The 17,556-nt window shown below is 73.1% G+C and carries 21 protein-coding genes; 13 read left to right on the forward strand and 8 right to left on the reverse strand.

Going from position 1 to position 17,556, the window contains the following annotated elements:
- Nucleotides 1-183: 183 nt before the first annotated feature.
- Together tmk and ACLU3S_RS28460 are read right to left on the reverse strand one after the other, a co-directional pair.
- Entirely contained in the window at nucleotides 184-834 is a 651-nt protein-coding gene (gene tmk, locus ACLU3S_RS28455; protein WP_413954823.1) for a dTMP kinase, read from the reverse strand.
- Between the two features lie 447 nt (nucleotides 835-1,281).
- The gene (locus ACLU3S_RS28460; protein ID WP_413954824.1) at nucleotides 1,282-1,932 is read right to left on the reverse strand and encodes a DUF4360 domain-containing protein; all 651 of its coding nucleotides are present in this window, start codon (nucleotides 1,930-1,932) and stop codon (nucleotides 1,282-1,284) included.
- 499 nt (nucleotides 1,933-2,431) lie between these two features.
- On the opposite strand from ACLU3S_RS28460, the gene ACLU3S_RS28465 reads away from it, so the two are divergent.
- From ACLU3S_RS28465 to ACLU3S_RS28490, 6 genes are all read left to right on the forward strand, one after another.
- Entirely contained in the window at nucleotides 2,432-5,395 is a 2,964-nt protein-coding gene (locus tag ACLU3S_RS28465) for a beta-galactosidase (RefSeq protein ID WP_413954825.1), read from the forward strand.
- 161 nt (nucleotides 5,396-5,556) lie between these two features.
- Complete coding sequence (locus ACLU3S_RS28470; protein ID WP_413954826.1) at nucleotides 5,557-6,156, forward strand: toxin-antitoxin system, toxin component family protein; 600 nt, start codon at nucleotides 5,557-5,559, stop codon at nucleotides 6,154-6,156.
- Nucleotides 6,153-7,370 carry an MAB_1171c family putative transporter gene (locus ACLU3S_RS28475; protein WP_413954827.1) on the forward strand — a complete coding sequence of 406 codons (1,218 nt, stop codon included), beginning with the start codon at nucleotides 6,153-6,155 and terminating at the stop codon, nucleotides 7,368-7,370. Before ACLU3S_RS28470 ends, ACLU3S_RS28475 begins: the two co-directional genes overlap by 4 nt.
- 161 nt (nucleotides 7,371-7,531) lie before the next feature.
- Nucleotides 7,532-7,753 (forward strand): hypothetical protein, encoded by a 222-nt coding sequence (locus ACLU3S_RS28480; RefSeq protein ID WP_413954828.1) that lies wholly within the window; start codon nucleotides 7,532-7,534, stop codon nucleotides 7,751-7,753.
- A gap of 13 nt (nucleotides 7,754-7,766) precedes the next feature.
- Nucleotides 7,767-7,976: a hypothetical protein gene (locus ACLU3S_RS28485; protein ID WP_413954829.1), complete on the forward strand. Its 210-nt coding sequence runs from the start codon at nucleotides 7,767-7,769 to the stop codon at nucleotides 7,974-7,976.
- Nucleotides 7,977-8,599: 623 nt separating this feature from the next.
- Nucleotides 8,600-8,767, forward strand: coding sequence for a hypothetical protein (locus ACLU3S_RS28490; protein WP_413954830.1), 168 nt, complete (start codon nucleotides 8,600-8,602; stop codon nucleotides 8,765-8,767).
- Between the two features lie 27 nt (nucleotides 8,768-8,794).
- Here the strand turns inward: ACLU3S_RS28490 and ACLU3S_RS28495 are convergent, their stop codons facing one another.
- A complete protein-coding gene (locus tag ACLU3S_RS28495; protein ID WP_413954831.1) occupies nucleotides 8,795-9,064 on the reverse strand; it encodes a GntR family transcriptional regulator in 270 nt (89 codons plus the stop codon).
- Between the two features lie 419 nt (nucleotides 9,065-9,483).
- Here ACLU3S_RS28495 and ACLU3S_RS28500 point away from each other — a divergent pair, with 419 nt between their 5' ends.
- On the forward strand, nucleotides 9,484-9,741 hold the full coding sequence (locus ACLU3S_RS28500) for a hypothetical protein (RefSeq protein WP_413954832.1): 258 nt from the start codon (nucleotides 9,484-9,486) through the stop codon (nucleotides 9,739-9,741).
- 61 nt (nucleotides 9,742-9,802) lie between these two features.
- Here ACLU3S_RS28500 and ACLU3S_RS28505 read toward each other — a convergent pair whose 3' ends face one another.
- Nucleotides 9,803-10,003: a hypothetical protein gene (locus ACLU3S_RS28505; protein WP_413954833.1), complete on the reverse strand. Its 201-nt coding sequence runs from the start codon at nucleotides 10,001-10,003 to the stop codon at nucleotides 9,803-9,805.
- Between the two features lie 98 nt (nucleotides 10,004-10,101).
- On the opposite strand from ACLU3S_RS28505, the gene ACLU3S_RS28510 reads away from it, so the two are divergent.
- Complete coding sequence (locus tag ACLU3S_RS28510) at nucleotides 10,102-10,233, forward strand: hypothetical protein (protein ID WP_413954834.1); 132 nt, start codon at nucleotides 10,102-10,104, stop codon at nucleotides 10,231-10,233.
- A 65-nt stretch (nucleotides 10,234-10,298) separates the two neighbouring features.
- Here ACLU3S_RS28510 and ACLU3S_RS28515 read toward each other — a convergent pair whose 3' ends face one another.
- The 3 genes from ACLU3S_RS28515 to ACLU3S_RS28525 all read right to left on the reverse strand — a co-directional run bounded on the left by ACLU3S_RS28515 (nucleotide 10,299) and on the right by ACLU3S_RS28525 (nucleotide 12,125).
- Nucleotides 10,299-10,445, reverse strand: coding sequence for a hypothetical protein (locus ACLU3S_RS28515; protein WP_413954835.1), 147 nt, complete (start codon nucleotides 10,443-10,445; stop codon nucleotides 10,299-10,301).
- A gap of 61 nt (nucleotides 10,446-10,506) precedes the next feature.
- On the reverse strand, nucleotides 10,507-11,355 hold the full coding sequence (locus tag ACLU3S_RS28520; RefSeq protein WP_413954836.1) for an SMP-30/gluconolactonase/LRE family protein: 849 nt from the start codon (nucleotides 11,353-11,355) through the stop codon (nucleotides 10,507-10,509).
- On the reverse strand, nucleotides 11,352-12,125 hold the full coding sequence (locus tag ACLU3S_RS28525; RefSeq protein ID WP_413954837.1) for an IclR family transcriptional regulator: 774 nt from the start codon (nucleotides 12,123-12,125) through the stop codon (nucleotides 11,352-11,354). Before ACLU3S_RS28525 ends, ACLU3S_RS28520 begins: the two co-directional genes overlap by 4 nt.
- Nucleotides 12,126-12,265: 140 nt before the next feature.
- On the opposite strand from ACLU3S_RS28525, the gene ACLU3S_RS28530 reads away from it, so the two are divergent.
- Nucleotides 12,266-12,823 (forward strand): hypothetical protein, encoded by a 558-nt coding sequence (locus ACLU3S_RS28530; RefSeq protein ID WP_413954838.1) that lies wholly within the window; start codon nucleotides 12,266-12,268, stop codon nucleotides 12,821-12,823.
- A 54-nt stretch (nucleotides 12,824-12,877) separates the two neighbouring features.
- On the opposite strand, the gene ACLU3S_RS28535 is transcribed toward ACLU3S_RS28530, so the two are convergent.
- Nucleotides 12,878-13,750 carry an ATP-grasp domain-containing protein gene (locus ACLU3S_RS28535; protein ID WP_413954839.1) on the reverse strand — a complete coding sequence of 291 codons (873 nt, stop codon included), beginning with the start codon at nucleotides 13,748-13,750 and terminating at the stop codon, nucleotides 12,878-12,880.
- Nucleotides 13,751-13,934: 184 nt separating this feature from the next.
- On the opposite strand from ACLU3S_RS28535, the gene ACLU3S_RS28540 reads away from it, so the two are divergent.
- From ACLU3S_RS28540 to ACLU3S_RS28555, 4 genes are all read left to right on the forward strand, one after another.
- Nucleotides 13,935-14,948 carry a MerR family transcriptional regulator gene (locus ACLU3S_RS28540; RefSeq protein WP_413954843.1) on the forward strand — a complete coding sequence of 338 codons (1,014 nt, stop codon included), beginning with the start codon at nucleotides 13,935-13,937 and terminating at the stop codon, nucleotides 14,946-14,948.
- Nucleotides 14,949-14,976: 28 nt separating this feature from the next.
- A complete protein-coding gene (locus ACLU3S_RS28545; RefSeq protein WP_413954840.1) occupies nucleotides 14,977-15,582 on the forward strand; it encodes an O-methyltransferase in 606 nt (201 codons plus the stop codon).
- 40 nt (nucleotides 15,583-15,622) lie between these two features.
- Nucleotides 15,623-17,068, forward strand: a complete 1,446-nt coding sequence (locus ACLU3S_RS28550; protein ID WP_413954841.1) for an acyl-CoA synthetase — start codon at nucleotides 15,623-15,625, stop codon at nucleotides 17,066-17,068.
- The coding region (locus tag ACLU3S_RS28555; protein ID WP_413954842.1) for a carboxyl transferase domain-containing protein at nucleotides 17,061-17,556 on the forward strand (496 nt) is incomplete at its 3' end. The genes ACLU3S_RS28550 and ACLU3S_RS28555, both read left to right, overlap by 8 nt.

The following is a 17,556-nucleotide window of genomic DNA, read 5'->3' on the forward strand; positions in this document are numbered from 1 at the left end:
GGGTCCCGGCCCGCGGCGGCCTCACCGCAGCCCAGGTCCGCGGCATGACCGCCCCGGCACCCGTCCCCGCCCAGGGCCTGACACCGGCCCCGGCGACGGGCTGGCCCAACGCCCAGAGCTGGCCGAACGCGGCGGGGATGGGGCAGGCGGGCTAAGGGGCGTCCGCCCGGCCCCCGGTTTCGCTCAGCCCTCGATGTGCCGAAGGATCTGCGCCGTGACCTCTTCACGGGCCGCCGTGCCGTCGATGCGGACCAGCTCCGAGCCCAGCTCCTCGTAGGTGCGCACAATCGACTCGATCCGCTCGACGCACTTCTCCTCGTGCTTGAGCCGGTCGCCGTCCCGGTCCCGGAGCCGGCGCAGCAGCTCCTCGGTGGGCAGCTCGAGATAGAAGGCGTGGTCCGGCCGCGGAATCCCCTGGTTGATGTCGGCCAGCAGGCGGAAGTCGACGCCGCGGTGCACGAAGACGCCGAAGGTCGCGTACACGTACCGGTCGCACAGCACGACCGCGCCGCGCTCCAGGGCCGGGTCGATGACCTCCTGGACGTGCCGGCGGCGGTCGGCGGCCGCGAGCAGGGCGAGGATGTGCGCGGTCTCCACGGAGCCGCCCGAGTCGTGGAAGGTCCGGACGTCGGCCAGTTCCCGGTACCAGTCGGTGGGCTGGCGGGTCTCGACCACCTCGCGACCCCGGGCGCGCAGGGCCTCGGCGACCCGTTCGATCTGCGTGGTCTTGCCTGAGCCGTCGAAGCCGACGACGGAGACCAGCAGTCCGCGGTCCGTCCGCTGCGGTCTGAAGAGCCGGGCCATCGCCTCGTCGTCGACCCTGCGTCGGCGCATGCTCTCACCTGTTTCGTGTCGTGCTGTGCCGACGTGTCGTGTGTGGGGGTTGGGGTGACATGGCTCCTCGACCGGCCTCGGCGGTGCGCAGCGCCCGGACACCCGAGGTGCGGATGCCCGCGGCCGGAAGTCTTTCGCGACGCGGAAGACTTCCCTTCGTATGCGTCTCGGTATGCATCTCGGTATGCATCTCGCAAAGAATGGCCGCCGACTGCGGCTCGGGGTGCTCGGCGTCGGCGTCGGCACCCGTGTTCCTCCGCGGGACGCCGCCCGCAGGGCGTCGCACGAGTCGTCCGGGCCGCATCCCGGGACCGCCGCGACGTGCGGAGCGCTCCCGGGCGGGTGCGCGGCCGGCGGGGCGGCTCCGTGAAGGGCGGTCCCCTCGGCGCGCTCCGGCGCGATGCTCCGGACCCGGACGAATCATGCCGAACCTGGCGATTCAGGCCGCTAGCTGTGCGGGCACTCCTTCCACGCCAGGTGGTACACCGTGCTGATGTCCCCGTCCGTGGAGTCCATGGTCATGAAGCTGACCTTGTCCGGGGCGGAGCTCCCCGCGCTCACGCGGAGCTCGGTGTTGATGTTGAAGTTGCGCAGGACCCCGCAGGGGGCCCAGACCAGCTGGCCCCAGTCCGTGCTGTCGGTGGCCTGCCAGTCGTCGTTGTAGGGGCCGTTGAAGGGGTGGGATCTGGGCACGGTGTTCGACGAGCCCTGGAAGTAGTACGACGCCTTCTGTGTGGCGGCCGCGCCGGGCTGGAGCGAGAGGAAGCCCCGGTAGTCGGCGCTGGCGACCGCGTAGGTGAAGCCCTGGGGCACGTGGACCACCAGGTTGAGCTGGCAGTTCTTGCGGAACGCGGTCGGGTCGGAGTTGCCGCCGACCTGGGCGAGATAGGAGCTGTAGGTCACCGTGAAGGCCGTGTTGTCCGGGGACACGGCCACGGCGGCCGTGCCCTGGGGACAGCCCGAGCCGTTCACGGTCGCGATGTTGATGACGATCTTGTCCGGAGGCGGGTCGTCGAACACCGGCGACGACGTCTGCACGGGCAGTGCCGTGGTGAGGAGAGCGGCCACCGCGCCGCTCAGGAGGAGCCCACCAGCCATGGTTTCTCCCGGTAGTCGAGTGGGGGGTGAGCCTCCGTCCCGTCCGCCCGGTTTGAAGGAACTGTGCGACAACTGTGAACAGGGGGAGGAGGCGTGGGAATCGTAGAAACGCCCGCTCCGCTCCGGCAGGTCGAACTCCGGCCATTCACATCGGGGTTTTCACAAGCGCACGCGCCCGGGCCCCACGGGATCTCCCAGGCCGCCGGTTCCGCGACCGGGGACCTGACCGGTTCGGGCGGCGCACCGGCCGCGAGGGCGGCGACGGTCCCGGCCCGCCCGAGGTCGCCGAGGACGCCCTCCGGGAACACGTGCGGGATGTCCCGCACGGCGGCGATTTCCTCTGCCTTCACCGGGCCGTTACCCTGCCGTACGGCCCGCTCCAGCACCGCCCGTACCGCGCGGTCCGCCCGCGCCGAGACCTCATGGGTCCCTTGCGGGCCGCGCCCGCGGTGGAGCATGCCGCACCCGCGCCCCGTACGATCGCCCGGGAGGATCCACCTTGGCGCTCAGCAGACGTACCTTCAGTGCCCTGGCCGGCTCGGCCGCGCTCGGCCTCGCCCTCGGCGGCAGCGCCGGCACCGGGGCGCCTTCGGCGTACGCGGCGCGCACGGTGCCGACCGGCCCGGCGCCCGCCCCGCCCCGCGCGGACGGCGCGCGGCACACCATCGGGTACGACCGCTACTCCCTGCTCGTCGACGGCAGGCGGCTGGTGCTGTGGTCCGGCGAGCTGCATCCCTTCCGGCTGCCCAGCCCGTCCCTGTGGCGGGACGTGCTGCAGAAGATGCGGGCGCACGGCTACAACGCCGTCAGCGTCTACGTGGCGTGGAACTACCACTCCCCCGCCCCCGGCCGGTACGACTTCACCGGCGTCCGGGACCTCGACCTGTTCCTGCGCACGGCCGCCGAGACGGGGCTGTACGTCGTCCTGCGGCCCGGGCCGTACATCAACGCGGAAGTCGACGCGGGCGGCTTCCCCGGCTGGCTCACGGCGACGAAGGGGACCGCGCGCACCGACGACCCCGGCTACCTGGCGCACGTGGACGAGTGGCTGACGCACGTGAACCGGATAGCCCGCAGGCACCTGTTCACGCGGGGTACCGGAACGGTCCTGCTCTACCAGATCGAGAACGAGTACGACGCGCACGCCGGCGACGCGACCGGTCGCGCTTATATGTCCCATCTGTACAAGAAGGTCCGGGCGGACGGGATCGACGTCCCCCTCTTCCACAACGACAAGGGCCGCAACGGTCACTGGGTCCCCGGGTCCTTCGACACCGGCGGCGAGCAGGGCGGCTGGCTGTACGGGTTCGACGGGTACCCCTCGCCGTCGCAGACCCCGCCGGACTGGGGGACGTTCGGCCCCGGCGGCCCGAAGGGCGGGGCCAGTGCCTCGCCGTCCACGCCCGGGTTCGTGCCCGAGTTCGGGGGCGGCTGGTTCGATCCGTGGGGCGGGGCCTCGTTCGACGGCAAGGGCTACGCCGAGGTGCGGCGCACCCGGGACGCCGCCTACGAGCGCCGCTTCTACCTGACCAACCTCGCCAACGGGCTCACCCTGCACAACGTGTACATGACCTTCGGCGGGACCTCGTGGGGCTGGCTGCCCGCGCCGGTCGTCTACACGTCGTACGACTACGGCGCGGCGATCGACGAGGCGCGCAACGTCACCGGCAAGATCGCCCCGATGCACGAGCTCGGGCACCTGGTGCAGCGCGTCCCCGACTTCGCCAAGCTGGACCGGGCGGCCGACGTCGAGGCCGAGGGGCTGAAGGTCTACCACCTGACCAACCCGGACACCGGCGCCCATGTGTACGTCGCCCGCAACGACGGCACGCGGACGGTCACCACCGACCTGCCGACCTCCGAGGGCCGCGTGCGGATCACCGTGCCGGCCAGGGACGCCAAGCTGCTGACCACCAACCTGTCGCTGGGCCGGCGGAGGCTGAAGTACGCCTCCGTGCAGCCGGCCATGTGCGTCAACGCCGGCCGGCAGGACATCGCCGTGTTCGCCGGGCCGCGCGACGAGATGGCCGAGCTGGTGCTGAAGTGCCCGGTCGCCCCGGAGATCATGCGCCTGGACCCGGAGGCCGCCTGGGTCCTCACCGACGACCTGCACGTGAACGTCCCGCTGGGCCAGGGCGGCCTGACCCGGGTGCTGGTGCAGAAGGGCGAGAGCGACGTTCCGCTGCTGCTGCTCTTCGCCGACGACGCCACCGCCGTCCGCATGTTCCCGTACGACACCCCGTCCGGGACCGTGCTGGTGTACGGCCCGGCGCTGCTGCGCCACGTCGAGGTCCGCGGCTCGCAGGTGCATCTGACCGGTGACGTCACCGAGACGACGAGCGTGGAGGTGTGGGGGCCGCGCGGCATCGACACCCTGGTGTGGAACGGGCGGACCCTGCCCACCCGGGTGACCATGTCCGGCAGCCTGATGACCACCGGGCTGCTGCCCGCCGTGCCCGAGGTGCGGCTGCCCGAACTGGACGGCTGGCGGATGCGGACGGAGAACCCGGAGGCCGGGCCGAGCTTCGACGACTCCGCCTGGCAGGTCGCCGACCGGACCACGTCGTTCAGCACCACGCCCGTCCCCGAGGGCCGGCCGGTGCTGTTCGCCGACGACTACGGCTTCCACTACGGGGACGTCTGGTACCGGGGCACCTTCACCGACTCCACCGGCATGGAACAGGTCTCGCTCGCCTACAGCACCGGCACGCAGGGGCTGCTGATGGCGTGGCTGGACGGCGAGCCGCTCGGCACCCACCGGATGCCGGTGCCGGACCAGGACACGGTCCGCCAGGGCAGCTGGACGGCCACGGCGGTCTTCCCGGTGCGCGAGCGACTGCGCTCCCCCGGCCGGCACGTGCTGTCGGTGCTGGTGCGGCGCATGCAGCACGACGAGGACGGCAACGCGCGCGACACCCACAAGGCGGCCCGCGGCCTGACGGCGGCCACCTTCACGGGCGCCGCGCCGGAGGTCACCTGGCGCATCCAGGGCGAGGCCGCGCCCGACCCCGTGCGCGGGCCGATGAACAACGGCGGCCTGTACGGCGAGCGGCAGGGGTGGCACCTGCCCGGCTTCCCCGACCACGACTGGGAGGCCGTGTCCTTCCCGCGGGCCGAGCGGCGCCAGGGCGTGACCTGGTACCGGACCACGTTCCGGCTGTCGGTGCCGGGCGACCTCGACGCCTCGATCGGCCTGACCCTGGAGGACGACCCGTACCGGTCCTACCGGGCGCAGATCTTCCTCAACGGCTGGAACATGGGCCAGTACATCAACGACGTCGGCCCGCAGCACACCTTCGTGCTGCCGAACGGCATCCTGCGCACCCGGGGCACCAACACCCTGGCGCTGGCGGTCCTTTCGGAGTTCACCACGCTGTCCGGACCGGGCACGGTGCGCCTGACCCTGCTGGGCCGGGCGGCCGGAGGGGTGCCGGTGACCCCGGTGCCCTCCCCCGGCCGCTGACCGGTCCCCCACGCCGGCCGGCTCGCGCCGCGGAAGAGGGGCCGGGCGCGGGCCCACAGATGGTTGCACCGTGAACCGTTCTCGCCGGGATCGCCTGACGCGGACACCACCGGGCGCGTACGCTCGGACCGGCCGCACCCCGGCGGCGAGAAGGGGGATACATGGGCATCGCGGGCGCGCGAGGGCGGGCGGCGCACCTGGCCGCACGGCTGCGGCGCCCCCGCCCGGGTTCGGCGATGCGCGCGCTGGCCGGCGACCTCGCCGCCGCGGTCCGCGCCCGGCCCGAGCCGCCCGAGGGGATACGGGAGTTGTGCCGGGCGCTGTGCGAGGAGATGAGCGCGCTGCGCGACGGGCGCCCGCTGGAGCTGCGCTTCGAGCGCTTCCCGGACGAGATCGAGGTCACCGGGCTCTGGGTGGAGTTCGCCGACTTCGACCTGGTCATCGTGGAGGAGCGGGCCGAGGAGATACAGCAACTGGTCATTCTGGGCCATGAGTTGTGGCATCTGCACGCCGGGCACCGGCACCATCACCTGGCCGGGGCCGCGGCGGCCCGTGCGCTCGCCGACGCGCCCGGCTGGCGGGACGCCCTCACGGTGGCCGCCCGCAACGGCTCCCGGGAGGCGGACGAGGCCGAGGCCGACGACTTCGGGCACCGCCTGGCCACGCTGTTCCGCGCCCGGCTGTCCGGCACCGGCGAGGCCCCGCCGGACCCGCTGCAACGCGCCCTCGGCTACCGCGGACGGGGCGGAGCCGCGCGGTGACGCCGCTGGCGCTCGACCCCTCGGCGGTCCTGGGCGAGCTCTACATCTCCTTCTGGGTCCCCACCGCCGTGCTCACCGCGGCCCTGCTGATCAAGCTCCCCACGATCATCCGGCTCTGGCGGGACCCGCTGCTGCGCGCGGTCGGCGGACTGCTGCTGCTCGCCTGCGCGGTGTTCGTGTTCTGCATGCCGTCCATGATCGCCCGGGTGAACCGGCTGGCCGGGGTGCCCAACATCGCGGCGCCGTGGTGCTATTCGCTCATCACCGCGATGTCCGGCTCCTGCCTGCTGCTCATCGTCACCTGGCGCAACGGCCGGTCCGACCGCTCGGCCGTCACCCGGCGCGCCCGGCGCCGGGTGGTCTCGGCGTACGCCGGGGTGATCGTCGCGCTGTGGGTGCTGTTCCTGCTCGCCGTCGCGCCCGTGGAGCGGGTGCGGGACCTGGACACGTACTACGCCCGTACGCCGTTCATGCGCGAGGAGATCCTGCTCTACCTCCTCGCGCACACCGTGGCCTGTCTGATCACGTCCCGGCTGATCTGGAACTGGGCGCACGCCGCGGGCCTGGACGCGTGGCTGCGCTGGGGGCTGCGGCTGCTGGGCGGCGGGTATGCGCTGAACCTGATCTACGACGCGGCCAAGCTGACGGCCGTCTTCGCGCGGTGGCGCGGGCGGGACCTGGACTGGCTGAGCACGGACCTGTCCCCGCCCGTCGCCTCGCTGTCCGCCATCCTGGTCGCGGCCGGCTTCATCCTGCCGCACGCCGGCCAGTTCCTGCACGACCGCTGGCGGATCCGGCTCGCGCACCGTGAACTGCGGCCGCTGTACCGGCTGATGTGCGCGGTGAGCGGTGCGTCGGTGCCGTTCGCCCTGCGGGCCACGCCGGAGCTCCGGCTGACCCGGCGCGAGACGTTCATCCGGGACACGCTGCTGCCGCTGGCGCGGCGCCTCGACACCGACCTGAGGCACAGGTCGTACGAGGCCGCCCTCGCCCTCGGCCACCCGCCCGAGCGGGCGCGCGCCCTGGCGGCGGCGGTGGGGCTCCTGGACGCGATCGAAACGGAACACTCCGCGCCGGGGCCGGGTGACAACGGCTCTGATCCAACAGGCCTGTTGCGGGAGATCGGCGCGATTTCGCGTGCGCTGCGCCGGGCGGGGGACCTGGAGGCGGTGCGCTCCCGCGCGGGAGCCGCGACGGAGAGCATCCCCTCCTGAACAGGCCCCGGCTGCCGCCCGCCGAGGGGCGAGCCGCGCGACCCGGCGCCGACGGGTGCCCGCCGCGCCCACCCGTGCCGCCCCAGCGGAACCCGGACAGTCCACAACGGCCCGGGATCGGAGCCACAAGGGCCTGACCAGGACCGAAGGACACGAACCCCGTGGACATCACCTGGCACAAGGACGCGGCCGGCAGCTACTACGCCACCCACGACGGCAAGTGCATCGCTACGGCACGCAAGGACGGCAACGCAGGGCACGGGACCGTGGTCGGCCTCGGTCACGGCTTCACCGGCTGTCGACTCGCGGACGTGAAGGAGCTTGCACACCGGCACGTCGAGCGCATCGGCGAGGGTGAGTGGGACTCTCTTCCCCGCCCGTGACCTGAAGCCCGGCATGGTCGTCACGACCGACGCCATGCACGATGAGCGGGAGATCGTCTCTGCCTCCGTCGACACCGACGCTCAGACGGTCGAGGTTGAGCTGTCCTCCGAGTCGGCGGCAGAGCTGGGCTTCACCCTCGATGGCATGTACGCCGTGGGTGAGTGCTACGCCTTCCGTGCGGCGAACAGCTCCACCCCGGCTCTCGCTTCGAGCGCACCGTGAAGCCTGCCGAGGCTGAGGTGACCGAGGACGCTCCTGCCGTCGAGGTTGGCGACGTGATCCGCTTCTATGACTGCGAGGCCACCGTTACGGCTGTCGAGCAAGCGCACCAGCAACCGACGCGACCGCGCGGAACTGCTCGGAGTCGTCTCCTGCGAGTGCGGCCGAGCCTCGTACCGCAACCCTCGGGCGAACGAGGCTCACACGTCCTACCGGTGCAGCTCTTACGCCAAGCCCGGCCAGGGCTGCGGCAACTCGAAGAGCTTCAACGCGTGCAAGCTCGAAGAGCTCGTCCGTACCGGCTTCCTGGCGACCGTGGGGGGCGCCGAGATCGTTCGTCGGGAGTTCGTCCCCGGCGTCAACCATGACAAGGAGATCGCGGCTCTCGGCCACGCCCTGGCCGACCTGCGAGAGGACCGAGCGGCCGGTCTGTATGCCGACGATCTCGGCGAGGCGGAGTACCCGCGAGCAGTATGCCAAGCTGTCGAGCAGGCGCACGGAACTGGTGGCGCTCCCGTCGACCCCGGACCGGTGGGAAGAGGTGGCGACTGGCCAGACCTCAGCCCAGCGCTGGGCGACGCCGACGACGGACGCCGAGCGCAACGCCGAGTACATCGCTGCGGGGAGTGACGGTCATCGTTCACCGTGAGGAGCTGCCGTACGTCCTCCCGCTCGTCGACCTGCCCGAGGCGAACGCCGTCGAGACCGAGGCGACCATGCGGGCTCACTTCGGACGCGTCGCCATCGTCACCCCGGCGAACATGCACCGGAAGGTGAGGGCCGCCAACGTCTGACGGCAGACTCACCCTTCGCAGACCCCGTCAGTCACCCGCTGGCTGGGTTTCGCCGTCTCCCTCGGGTACTGCGATGACGTACGTGCCCTTGGCCGGCAGAGAGGCGATCAGGCCCTGTTCCTTCAGCTCCCGCACGGCTCGACGGACGGTGCCGAGGGCTGCGCCGTACTCCTCGCACAGGAGTCGTTCCCCGGGGAGCCGAGCACCGACCGGCAGGCGTCCGCTCTTGATCTGCTCGCGAAGGTCTGCGGCAACTTCCTGCCACCGGTACAGCGGGAGTCCTGGTGTGTCGGTCATGAGCCCATCCTGCGGCGGCCAACAGGAGCCCGCTCGGGCAGGCTGCGTCAAGCTGCGGACAACTGCGTCATACTGCGTCATACTCAGAGCTGCACAAGCGAAGCGAGCCCCGGCCGGATGCGACCCGACCGAGGCCCTACGCCGTCGACTGCAAGGAGTCGAACAACGATGCTGCGCACACTACTGGCCCTGATCACCCGTGGCACAGGCAGGCACAGGCACAGGAAGCCGCAGAAGCCCACCTCGGCGCCCCTCGCTGCCCGGCTGGACGCAGGAGTCCGAGGCGCCCGCGTAGTCCGCCGTCCGGGCCGGGGGCTGCCCTCCTGCTACGTCATCGAGGCCGAGACCGTCGACCTTGTCCGCCCGCACTTCCGGGCCTTCGGGGAGCAGGTTCGGCGGCAAACCGAGGACTGCGCCGCATGACCAAGGAGACCGAGGCCAAGCAGGAGCCCGTGACGCTGATGACCATTCGAGTCAGCCGCGACTCTGGGAAGACCTGGGAGCCCGAGAAGGCGTACCGCTCCAGCGATGACCTGCCCGCGCTCATGACCTCCGTTTGGCCGCCGTGCGAGTGCTGGAGACATCGGGCACAGCGTGAGCGCGAGGAGGAGCAGGCACAACAGCTACTCGCCGACGTGAGAGCCCGGAATCGGTGGAGTCGCACGCGCCCTGCCTGACCCCGTAACCAGAGCCCCCGTCCTCAGCTTCGAGACGCGGGGGCTCTGTCGTGCTCCGGGCTCAGCCGGGAGGCGGGAGCCGCCGACCTTCGATCGCTGCCCGTACGTGCTCGGGAGTCAGCCTCTCCGTGCCGTACTGCTCGCCCCATGCCCTGACCCGGCCGAGGGGGGAGTCTGGCGGAGGCGGCTCCTCGCTCAGCTCTGCCCCGAGGATCACCGCGCCGAAGCGGGCTCCCACTTCCTGCGGGCTCATGTCGTCCATGCCGAGCACGGTAGGCCGAGGGTCTGACAATCGGGTGACCGGCGGGTTGCGTCCTGGCAAGTGGTGTACGGGCTCCCACCCGACCCGAAGCGCGACCGATGAGGCGAGCCGACGACTTCGCACCCGCCGCACACCCCGGCTCTCTCGCTGGCGACTACGTCGAGACGGAGGCGCACCGCGGCTTCGTCCTCGACGGCACCGATGGCGACAGCCAGGAAGACGGCTGGTAATCCTTCTGACAGGCCCTTTCGCCCCTCTGGCTGCCGGGGGCATTTCCATGCCCGCACGCGGCCTCTCAACGCCACACCGGCAGGCGGCCGATGCGGTGCACCTCGTCCGGTCCCACCTCCGCGATCCGATGGCTGCTGTCGTGCACCTCATGCAGCGCCTCTTCCATCTCGCTCTCGCCAGATCGCTCCAGGGCTCGACGGAACTGGTTCAAGGAGTTCTGGAGAAGCCTGTCCTCCGCCCGTCGGGCCAGCGCGCGGGAGACCATCCCGGGGTCAGCCCGTGAACGCCGGCTGGGGGAGGCCCTGGCCGGCGCCGGGCACCACCAGCACCGAACCCGCGAGGGGATGCGGGGCGGACAGCCCCACACGGGCCGTGGTGACGTAGAGGTCGGTCAGCGCGGCGCCGCCGAAGGCGCAGGCGGTCGTCCGCGCGGCAGGCAGCCGGATCACCCGGTCCAGCGTGCCGTCGGGCGTGTAGCGGCGCACCGCCCCGCCGTCCCACAGCGCCACCCACACACACCCGTCGGCGTCGACCGTGAGCCCGTCCGGGAAGCCCGCGCCCTCCTCGATCTCCGTCAGGACCCGGCGGTTGCGGACGCCTTCGCCGTCGTAGTCGAAGACGTCCACGCGACGCGTGGGGGTGTCGCAGTAGTACATCAGGCGGCCGTCCGGGCTCCAGCCGGTGCCGTTGCTGACGGTGACGTCGGACAGGACCGTGTGCGCCTTTCCGTCGGCCGTCACGCGGGTCAGCGTGCCGCCCCCGGTGGCCTCGTCGTACCGCATGGTGCCGGCCCACAGGGAGCCGTCGGGGGCGACGGCGGCGTCGTTGCCGCGGCGGCCCGGCACCGGCTCGTGGTGCAGCCAGCGGAAGGTGCCGTCGGGGTCCACCAGGCCGACCCCGTCCCGCAGGTTCAGCACCAGGCCCCCGCCCGCCCGCGGCTTGGCCGCGCCGACGTGCTGTTCCGTCGTACGGGTGGTGCGGCGGCCCGACGCGGGGTCGTACGTGTTCACCCGCATGCCCAGGATGTCGAGCCAGATCAGGCGGCCCGCGGCCGCGTCCCAGGTCGGGCCCTCGCCGAGGCTCGCCTCGGCCCGTACCGCGACCTCGTATGCCGTTGTCATGCCATGCTCCGATGCCCAAGCCGTTCCGACAGTTCCGCCGCGCCCTTCGCCGCGAGCTGCTCCAGCTCGGCCCGGCGTTCGTCGCTCCAGCGGATCATGGGGACGGAGATGGACAGCGCGGCCACCACCTGGCCGGTGCGGTCGCGCACCGGGGCGGCGACACAGCTTACGTCCGGGTTGGACTCGCGGCTCTCCACCGCGAGGCCCCGCTCCCGGATCTGCGCCAGGGCCGCCCGCAGCGCGGCCGGGTCGGTGATGCTGTTCGGGGTCATCGCGGCCAGCTCGGCCCCGTCCGGGATGCGCGCGGCCAGCTCCTGCTCGGGCAGGGAGGCCAGCAGCATCTTGCCGACGGAGGTGCAGTGGGCCGGCAGCCGCCGGCCGGCCGCCGAGACCATGCGGACCGCGTGCGTGGAGTCGACCTTGGCGATGTAGATGACGTCGGTGCCCTCCAGGATGGCCACGTGGACGGTCTCGTCGCAGGTCTCGGCGACCGAGCGGGCCACCTGCTGGCCCTCGGCGGCGAGGTCCAGCTGCTCGGCGTAGCGGCTGCCGAGCTGGTACGGCCGCACGCCGAGCCGGTACCGTCCGGGCTGTCCCGGCACGGGCACGATGTACGAGCGTGCGGCGAGCGTGGTGACCAGCTCGTGCACGGTGGTGCGCGGCAGTTGCAGCCTGCGCACGATGTCGGGGGCGGAGAGCGTCCCGTCCCCGTCGAGGAACAGCTCCAGAATGTCGAGAGCCCGGGTCACGGCAGGCACAAGGCGTCCCACGTCCGGCCCCCTCCCTTGGGTGTAAGCGCCTGTCTCGCAATACCTGTTCGAGATATCAACAGACGATCGGCATGACGAACACAGGCTAGTCATGGACAGGTGTGCGGGCAATGGCCGCACGGGGTCGGCACCATGGGGGAATGAGTCTCGACTTCCAGCTCGTGCTGCTGCGCCGCATGGCCGACCACAACCCGGATCTGGTGGAGGACGCGCGGCGGCGGCTGGGCGCGTCGATCGCGGACATGCGGGAGACCAACAAGCGGTGGCAGGCGATGGTCCGCTCCCCCAGGGCCCGGTCCGCCGCCGCCCGGTACCGCTCGGTCCTCGGCGAACCCGAGTCCGTGCTGGCGCGCCGACTGGGCGACGTCGACTGCGAGGCCCGGCGCTGGGCCCTGCCGCTCTGGCCCGACCTGCGCTTCGAGGTGCTGGTCGGGCCGGACGGGGGCGTGTGGCACGAGTGGCTGGTGCGCGCGCCGGGCGCGCCCGCCCCCGACCTGCGCACCCTGGAGGACCTCATGCCCTGGTCCTGCACGGTGGACGAGGCCGCGCGCGCCTTCGCCCCGGCCCGCCCGCTGGAGGGCACCGCGCCCGGTCGGTGGGGCCTCGGCTTCACCGCGCCCGGCCGGGACGGCGCACGGCACGAGGTGGTCGCCGAGTTCACCTGGGGGCTGCTGCAGCGGACGGCCGTCGTGACCTGAGCCCGCCCCCGCCGTGGCGCCCCGGCCAACTGGCTCTCGCCGTGGCGCCCCGGGCTACTCCCCTGCCGCCGCCAGGATCGCCTCCGTGACGCGGGGCAGGGAGTCCGGGTGCAGCGACAGGAAGAGGTTCGGCTCGATCAGTTCCAGCTCCATCAGGCGGGGCGCGCCGTCCTCCCCGTCGGCGAGGTCCACGCGCGCGCAGAGCGGTTCGGCGCTGCCGGGCACGGCCGCCAACGCCTTCTCGGCGACGGCGAGTTCGGCGTCCGTCGGCCGCCAGGGCACCAGGCCGGGGTGGGCGACCTTGTCGGCGTCGTACGGCGTCCCGGGGGACAGCACGGCGCCCTTCCGGCTCGCGTGCAGCAGCCGGCCGCCGAAGAACTGCAGCGCCCGCTCCCCGGTGACGTCGATGCCCGCGAGGTAGGGCTGCACCATCGCGGTGAAGCCCTCGGCGTGCATCCGCTCCAGGTGCCGTAGCGCCGCGTCGTGATCGGCGGGCGTGTACCGGGCGGCGAACCGGGCGCCCGCGCCGGAGGTCGGCTTGATCACGTACTCGTGGTCCGCCGGGAGACCGGCGCTCTCGCCCGGGGCGATGTAGCGCGTGGGGACGGTGGGCACACCGGCCGCCGCCAGCTCCCCGAGATACCGCTTGTCGGCGTTCCAGCGCACCACGTCGGCCGGATTGGCGACGCGGGTCGCCCTGTCCACGCGCTCCAGCCAGGCCATGAAGTCCTCGACGCGCCAGCTGTAGTCCCAGGTCGAGCGGATGACGACCAGGTCGTATCCGGCCCAGTCCGCGTCCGGGTCGTCCCAGTACCGGGCCTCCGCCCGCGCGCCGGCGTCCGTGAGCGCCCGCACCAGCACCGGCAGGTCGGTGTCCTTGCCCGGCTCGGCGCCGGGGTCGTAGGTGGCGAGGGCTATGCGGACCACGGCGGGCTCCTGTCGTACGGCGGGTCGATCGGCGTGCGGTCGAGGGTTCGATCGGATGGTTCGATCGGGGGTTCGATCAGGGGCGAGGCTAACAATCGGCCGCGGAACCGGAGAAGCGTGTTTGACCTTCACCTTCGGTGAAGCCCCAGCATCGGTGGCGGACGACGAGAGGCGCGAGGTGGGCATGGAACTGCTGACGATCGGCGCGTTCGCCAGGGTGAGCCGGCTGTCGCCGAAGGCCCTGCGGCTGTACGACGAGCTGCGGCTGCTGCGGCCGGCCCGGGTCGACCCGGACACCGGCTACCGGTACTACGCGCCCGGCCAGTTGGCGCAGGCCCGGCTCGTGGCCTGGCTGCGGCGGCTGGGCATGCCGCTCGCGGAGATCCGCGCGGTGTGCGCGCTGGACCCGGCGCAGGCCGCACGGGAGATCCGCGCGTTCTGGGTCCGCGTCGAGGCGGAGACCGCCGTGCGGCGGGACCTCGCCGCGTTCCTCGTCGACCAGCTGAGCGGCGAATCGAGAAGGGAACCCATCATGCTGGAACTGCGCTATTTCGCCCACTCCGACCGGGGGCTGGTCCGCCCCGCCAACCAGGACACGGTGTACGCCGGCCGCAGGCTGCTCGCCGTCGCCGACGGGTTCGGCCCGGCGGGGGCGCCCGCGAGCGGCGCCGCCGTGGAGGCGCTGCGGTTCCTGGACGAGGCCGAGGAACTGCCCTCGGACGGTGTGCTGAGCGTGCTGGAGGACGCGGTGCGCGCCGCGGGCGAGGCCGTACAGGACCTGCCGGGCGGGGCCGAGGACGCCGGCACCACGCTGACCGCTCTGCTGTGGACGGGGGCACGGCTGGCCCTGGTCCACATCGGGGACTCGCGGGCGTATCTGCTGCGGCGGGGCGAGCTGTACCGGATCACCCAGGACCACCGCGTGGAGCCGGGGTCGCTGCTGCTGCTCAAGGCCCTGGCCCGGGGCATGGACCCGGTGCCGGACCTGCGGCTGCAGGAGCCGCTGGAGGGCGACCGGTACCTGCTGTGCTCGGACGGGCTCACGGAGGTGGTGCCGGACGAGCGGATCAGGCAGTTGCTGGCGGCGGAGCCGGACCCCGAGGCGGTGGTGGGGCTGCTGGTGGACGAGGCGAACGCGGCGGGCGGCCCCGACAACGTGAGCTGTGTCGTCGCCGACGTGGTGGCGCCGTCCCGCTGAACCGCACCGGTCGGGTAGAAGTGGTGGCATGGCGACTTCCGGTACCGACGCGTACACCGGACAGGACGGTCTGCCGCCGCTCGTGAGGCGTGCCCTCGCCGCCGCCCGCGCCCACGGTTTCCCCCACTCCTGCCGCCCCGAGCAGGGACGCCTGCTGCACGCGTTGGCGGGCGGGGCGCGCGGGCGGATCGGGGAGACCGGGACCGGGCTCGGCGTGGGGCTGGCGTGGCTGCTGTCGGGGGCGGCGCCGGGGGTGCGCCTGTACGGCGTGGAGCGGGACGCGGATCGGGCGCGGGCGGCCCGGGAGGTGTTCGCCGGCCGCGACGAGGTCACCGTGCTCACCGGCGACTGGCGGCGGATCGAGGAGTACGGCCCGTTCGACCTGCTCGTTCTGGACGGCGGCGGGCAGGGGAAGGCGCCCGGGGACCGGCCGGCCGACGTCGAGCGGCTGCTGGCGCCGGGCGGGACGGTCGTCGTGGACGACTTCACGCCCGTGGCCGGCTGGCCTCCGGTGCACGACGGCCGGGTCGACCGGGCCCGGCTGCACTGGCTGGAGCATCCCGCGCTGCGGGCGACCGAGCTGCGCCTCGCGCCCGACCTGAGCACGGTCGTCGGGACGAGACTCCTGGTGTAGGAAGGATGCTGACGTCCCCGAGACCCAAGGAGTGCGCCGCGTGTCCTCCCTCTTTCCCGCCCTGGCGGACGGTCCGCGCGAGCGGGTCGCGCTGCGGTTCGGCGAACGGTCGCTGACGTACGGCGAACTGGCGGGCGCGGCGAGCGCGCTCGCCGCCCGGCTGCACGGGGCGGCCCGGGTCGCCGTGTGGGCCACGCCCGAGCTGGAGACCGCCGTCGCCGTCACGGGCGTGCTGCTCGCCGGGGCGGCCGCGGTGCCGCTGAACCCGAAGTCGGGCGAGAAGGAGCTGGCGCACATCCTCTCCGACAGCGCGCCCTCGCTCGTGCTCGCCGCCCCCGGCGCCGAACTGCCCCCTGTCCTCGGCGACGTGGAGCGCCTCGACGTCGACGCGTCCGCCGCCGGCACCGCCCCGGGGGACGGGGCCAAGGACGGCGATCCCGCGCTGATCGTCTACACCTCCGGCACCACCGGCCCGCCCAAGGGCGCCGTCATCCCGCGCCGCGCCCTGGCCGCGACCCTGGACGCGCTCGCCGACGCCTGGCAGTGGACGGAGGCGGACGTTCTGGTCCAGGGGCTGCCGCTGTTCCATGTGCACGGGCTCGTGCTGGGGACCCTGGGGCCGCTGCGGCGCGGCGGCTCCGTGCGGCACCTGGGGCGGTTCTCCACCGAGGGCGTGGCCCGCGAGCTGGCGAGCGGCGCGACCATGCTGTTCGGGGTGCCGACGATGTACCACCGCATCGCCGAGGCGCTGCCGGACGACCCCGGGCTGGCCAAGGCGCTCGGCGGGGCCCGGCTGCTGGTGTCGGGCTCGGCCGCGCTGCCCGTGCACGACCACGAGCGGATCGCGGCGGCCACCGGGCGCCGGGTGATCGAGCGGTACGGCATGACGGAGACCCTGATGAACACCAGCGTGCGCGCCGACGGCGAGGCGCGGGCCGGCACGGTGGGGGTGCCGCTGCCGGGCGTGGAGCTGCGGCTGGTGGAGGAGGACGGCACGGAGATCGCCGCGTACGACGGGGAGAGCGTCGGCGAGATCCAGGTGCGCGGCCCGAACCTGTTCACCGAGTACCTGAACCGCCCCGACGCGACGGCCGCCGCGTTCACCGCCGACGGCTGGTTCCGCACCGGGGACATGGCCGTGCGCGAGGCGGACGGGTACGTGCGGATCGTGGGGCGCAAGGCCACCGACCTGATCAAGAGCGGCGGGTACAAGATCGGGGCGGGCGAGATCGAGAACGCGCTGCTGGAGCACCCGGGGGTGCGGGAGGCGGCGGTCACGGGGGAGCCGGACGCGGACCTGGGCGAGCGAATCGTCGCCTGGATCGTCCCGGCGGACCCGCAGGCACCGCCCGCCGCCGAGGAGCTGGCGGACCACGTGGCCCGGCGGCTCGCCCCGCACAAGCGCCCGCGGGTCGTCCGCTACCTGGACGCGCTCCCCCGCAACGACATGGGGAAGATCATGAAGCGGGCGCTGGCCGATGCCTGAGCGGCGCTCGGCACGGGAGATCCTCGCGCTCGTCGCGGACGCCGGGAGCTTCGCGGAACTGCCCGTCCCGGAGCGGGAGTCCGCGCCGGACGGCCCCCTCGGCTGGCAGGGCTACGACGCCTCGCGCGCCCGTGCCGCCGAGCGCACCGGCGAGGAGGAGTCCGTCGTCTGCGGCACCGCGACCGTGGACGGCGCCCCGGCCGTGCTGATCGCCTTCGAGTTCGGCTTCCTCGGCGGCTCGCTGGGCGAGCGCACCGGAGACCGGCTGGAGGCGGCGTACGCGCAGGCCCGCGCGCACCGGCTGCCGGTCGTGCCGCTGATCGCGACCGGCGGCAGCCGGATGCAGGAGGGCATGATCGCGCTGACCCAGCTCCAGCGGGTGGCACGCCAGTCGGCGCTCACCAGGGAGGCGGGGCTGCCGCAGATCGCCGTCCTGCGGGACCCGGCCACCGGCGGCGGCTGGGCCACGCTCGGCGCCGGAGCCGACG

Source organism: Streptomyces sp. AF1A (assembly GCF_047340315.1).
GTDB lineage: Bacteria > Actinomycetota > Actinomycetes > Streptomycetales > Streptomycetaceae > Streptomyces.

Excerpts from the sequence above, each read along its gene's own strand:
- ACLU3S_RS28470 (WP_413954826.1), top strand. The coding sequence starts at position 5,557 with ATGGGCATCGCGGGCGCGCGAGGGCGGGCGGCGCACCTGGCCGCACGG.
- ACLU3S_RS28460 (WP_413954824.1), bottom strand. The coding sequence starts at position 1,932 with ATGGCTGGTGGGCTCCTCCTGAGCGGCGCGGTGGCCGCTCTCCTCACC.
- ACLU3S_RS28545 (WP_413954840.1), top strand. The coding sequence starts at position 14,977 with ATGGCGACTTCCGGTACCGACGCGTACACCGGACAGGACGGTCTGCCG.
- ACLU3S_RS28500 (WP_413954832.1), top strand. The coding sequence starts at position 9,484 with ATGACCAAGGAGACCGAGGCCAAGCAGGAGCCCGTGACGCTGATGACC.
- ACLU3S_RS28510 (WP_413954834.1), top strand. The coding sequence starts at position 10,102 with ATGAGGCGAGCCGACGACTTCGCACCCGCCGCACACCCCGGCTCTCTC.
- ACLU3S_RS28485 (WP_413954829.1), top strand. The coding sequence starts at position 7,767 with ATGGTCGTCACGACCGACGCCATGCACGATGAGCGGGAGATCGTCTCT.
- ACLU3S_RS28495 (WP_413954831.1), bottom strand. The coding sequence starts at position 9,064 with ATGACCGACACACCAGGACTCCCGCTGTACCGGTGGCAGGAAGTTGCC.
- tmk (WP_413954823.1), bottom strand. The coding sequence starts at position 834 with ATGCGCCGACGCAGGGTCGACGACGAGGCGATGGCCCGGCTCTTCAGA.
- ACLU3S_RS28540 (WP_413954843.1), top strand. The coding sequence starts at position 13,935 with ATGGAACTGCTGACGATCGGCGCGTTCGCCAGGGTGAGCCGGCTGTCG.
- ACLU3S_RS28520 (WP_413954836.1), bottom strand. The coding sequence starts at position 11,355 with ATGACAACGGCATACGAGGTCGCGGTACGGGCCGAGGCGAGCCTCGGC.
- ACLU3S_RS28530 (WP_413954838.1), top strand. The coding sequence starts at position 12,266 with ATGAGTCTCGACTTCCAGCTCGTGCTGCTGCGCCGCATGGCCGACCAC.
- ACLU3S_RS28505 (WP_413954833.1), bottom strand. The coding sequence starts at position 10,003 with ATGGACGACATGAGCCCGCAGGAAGTGGGAGCCCGCTTCGGCGCGGTG.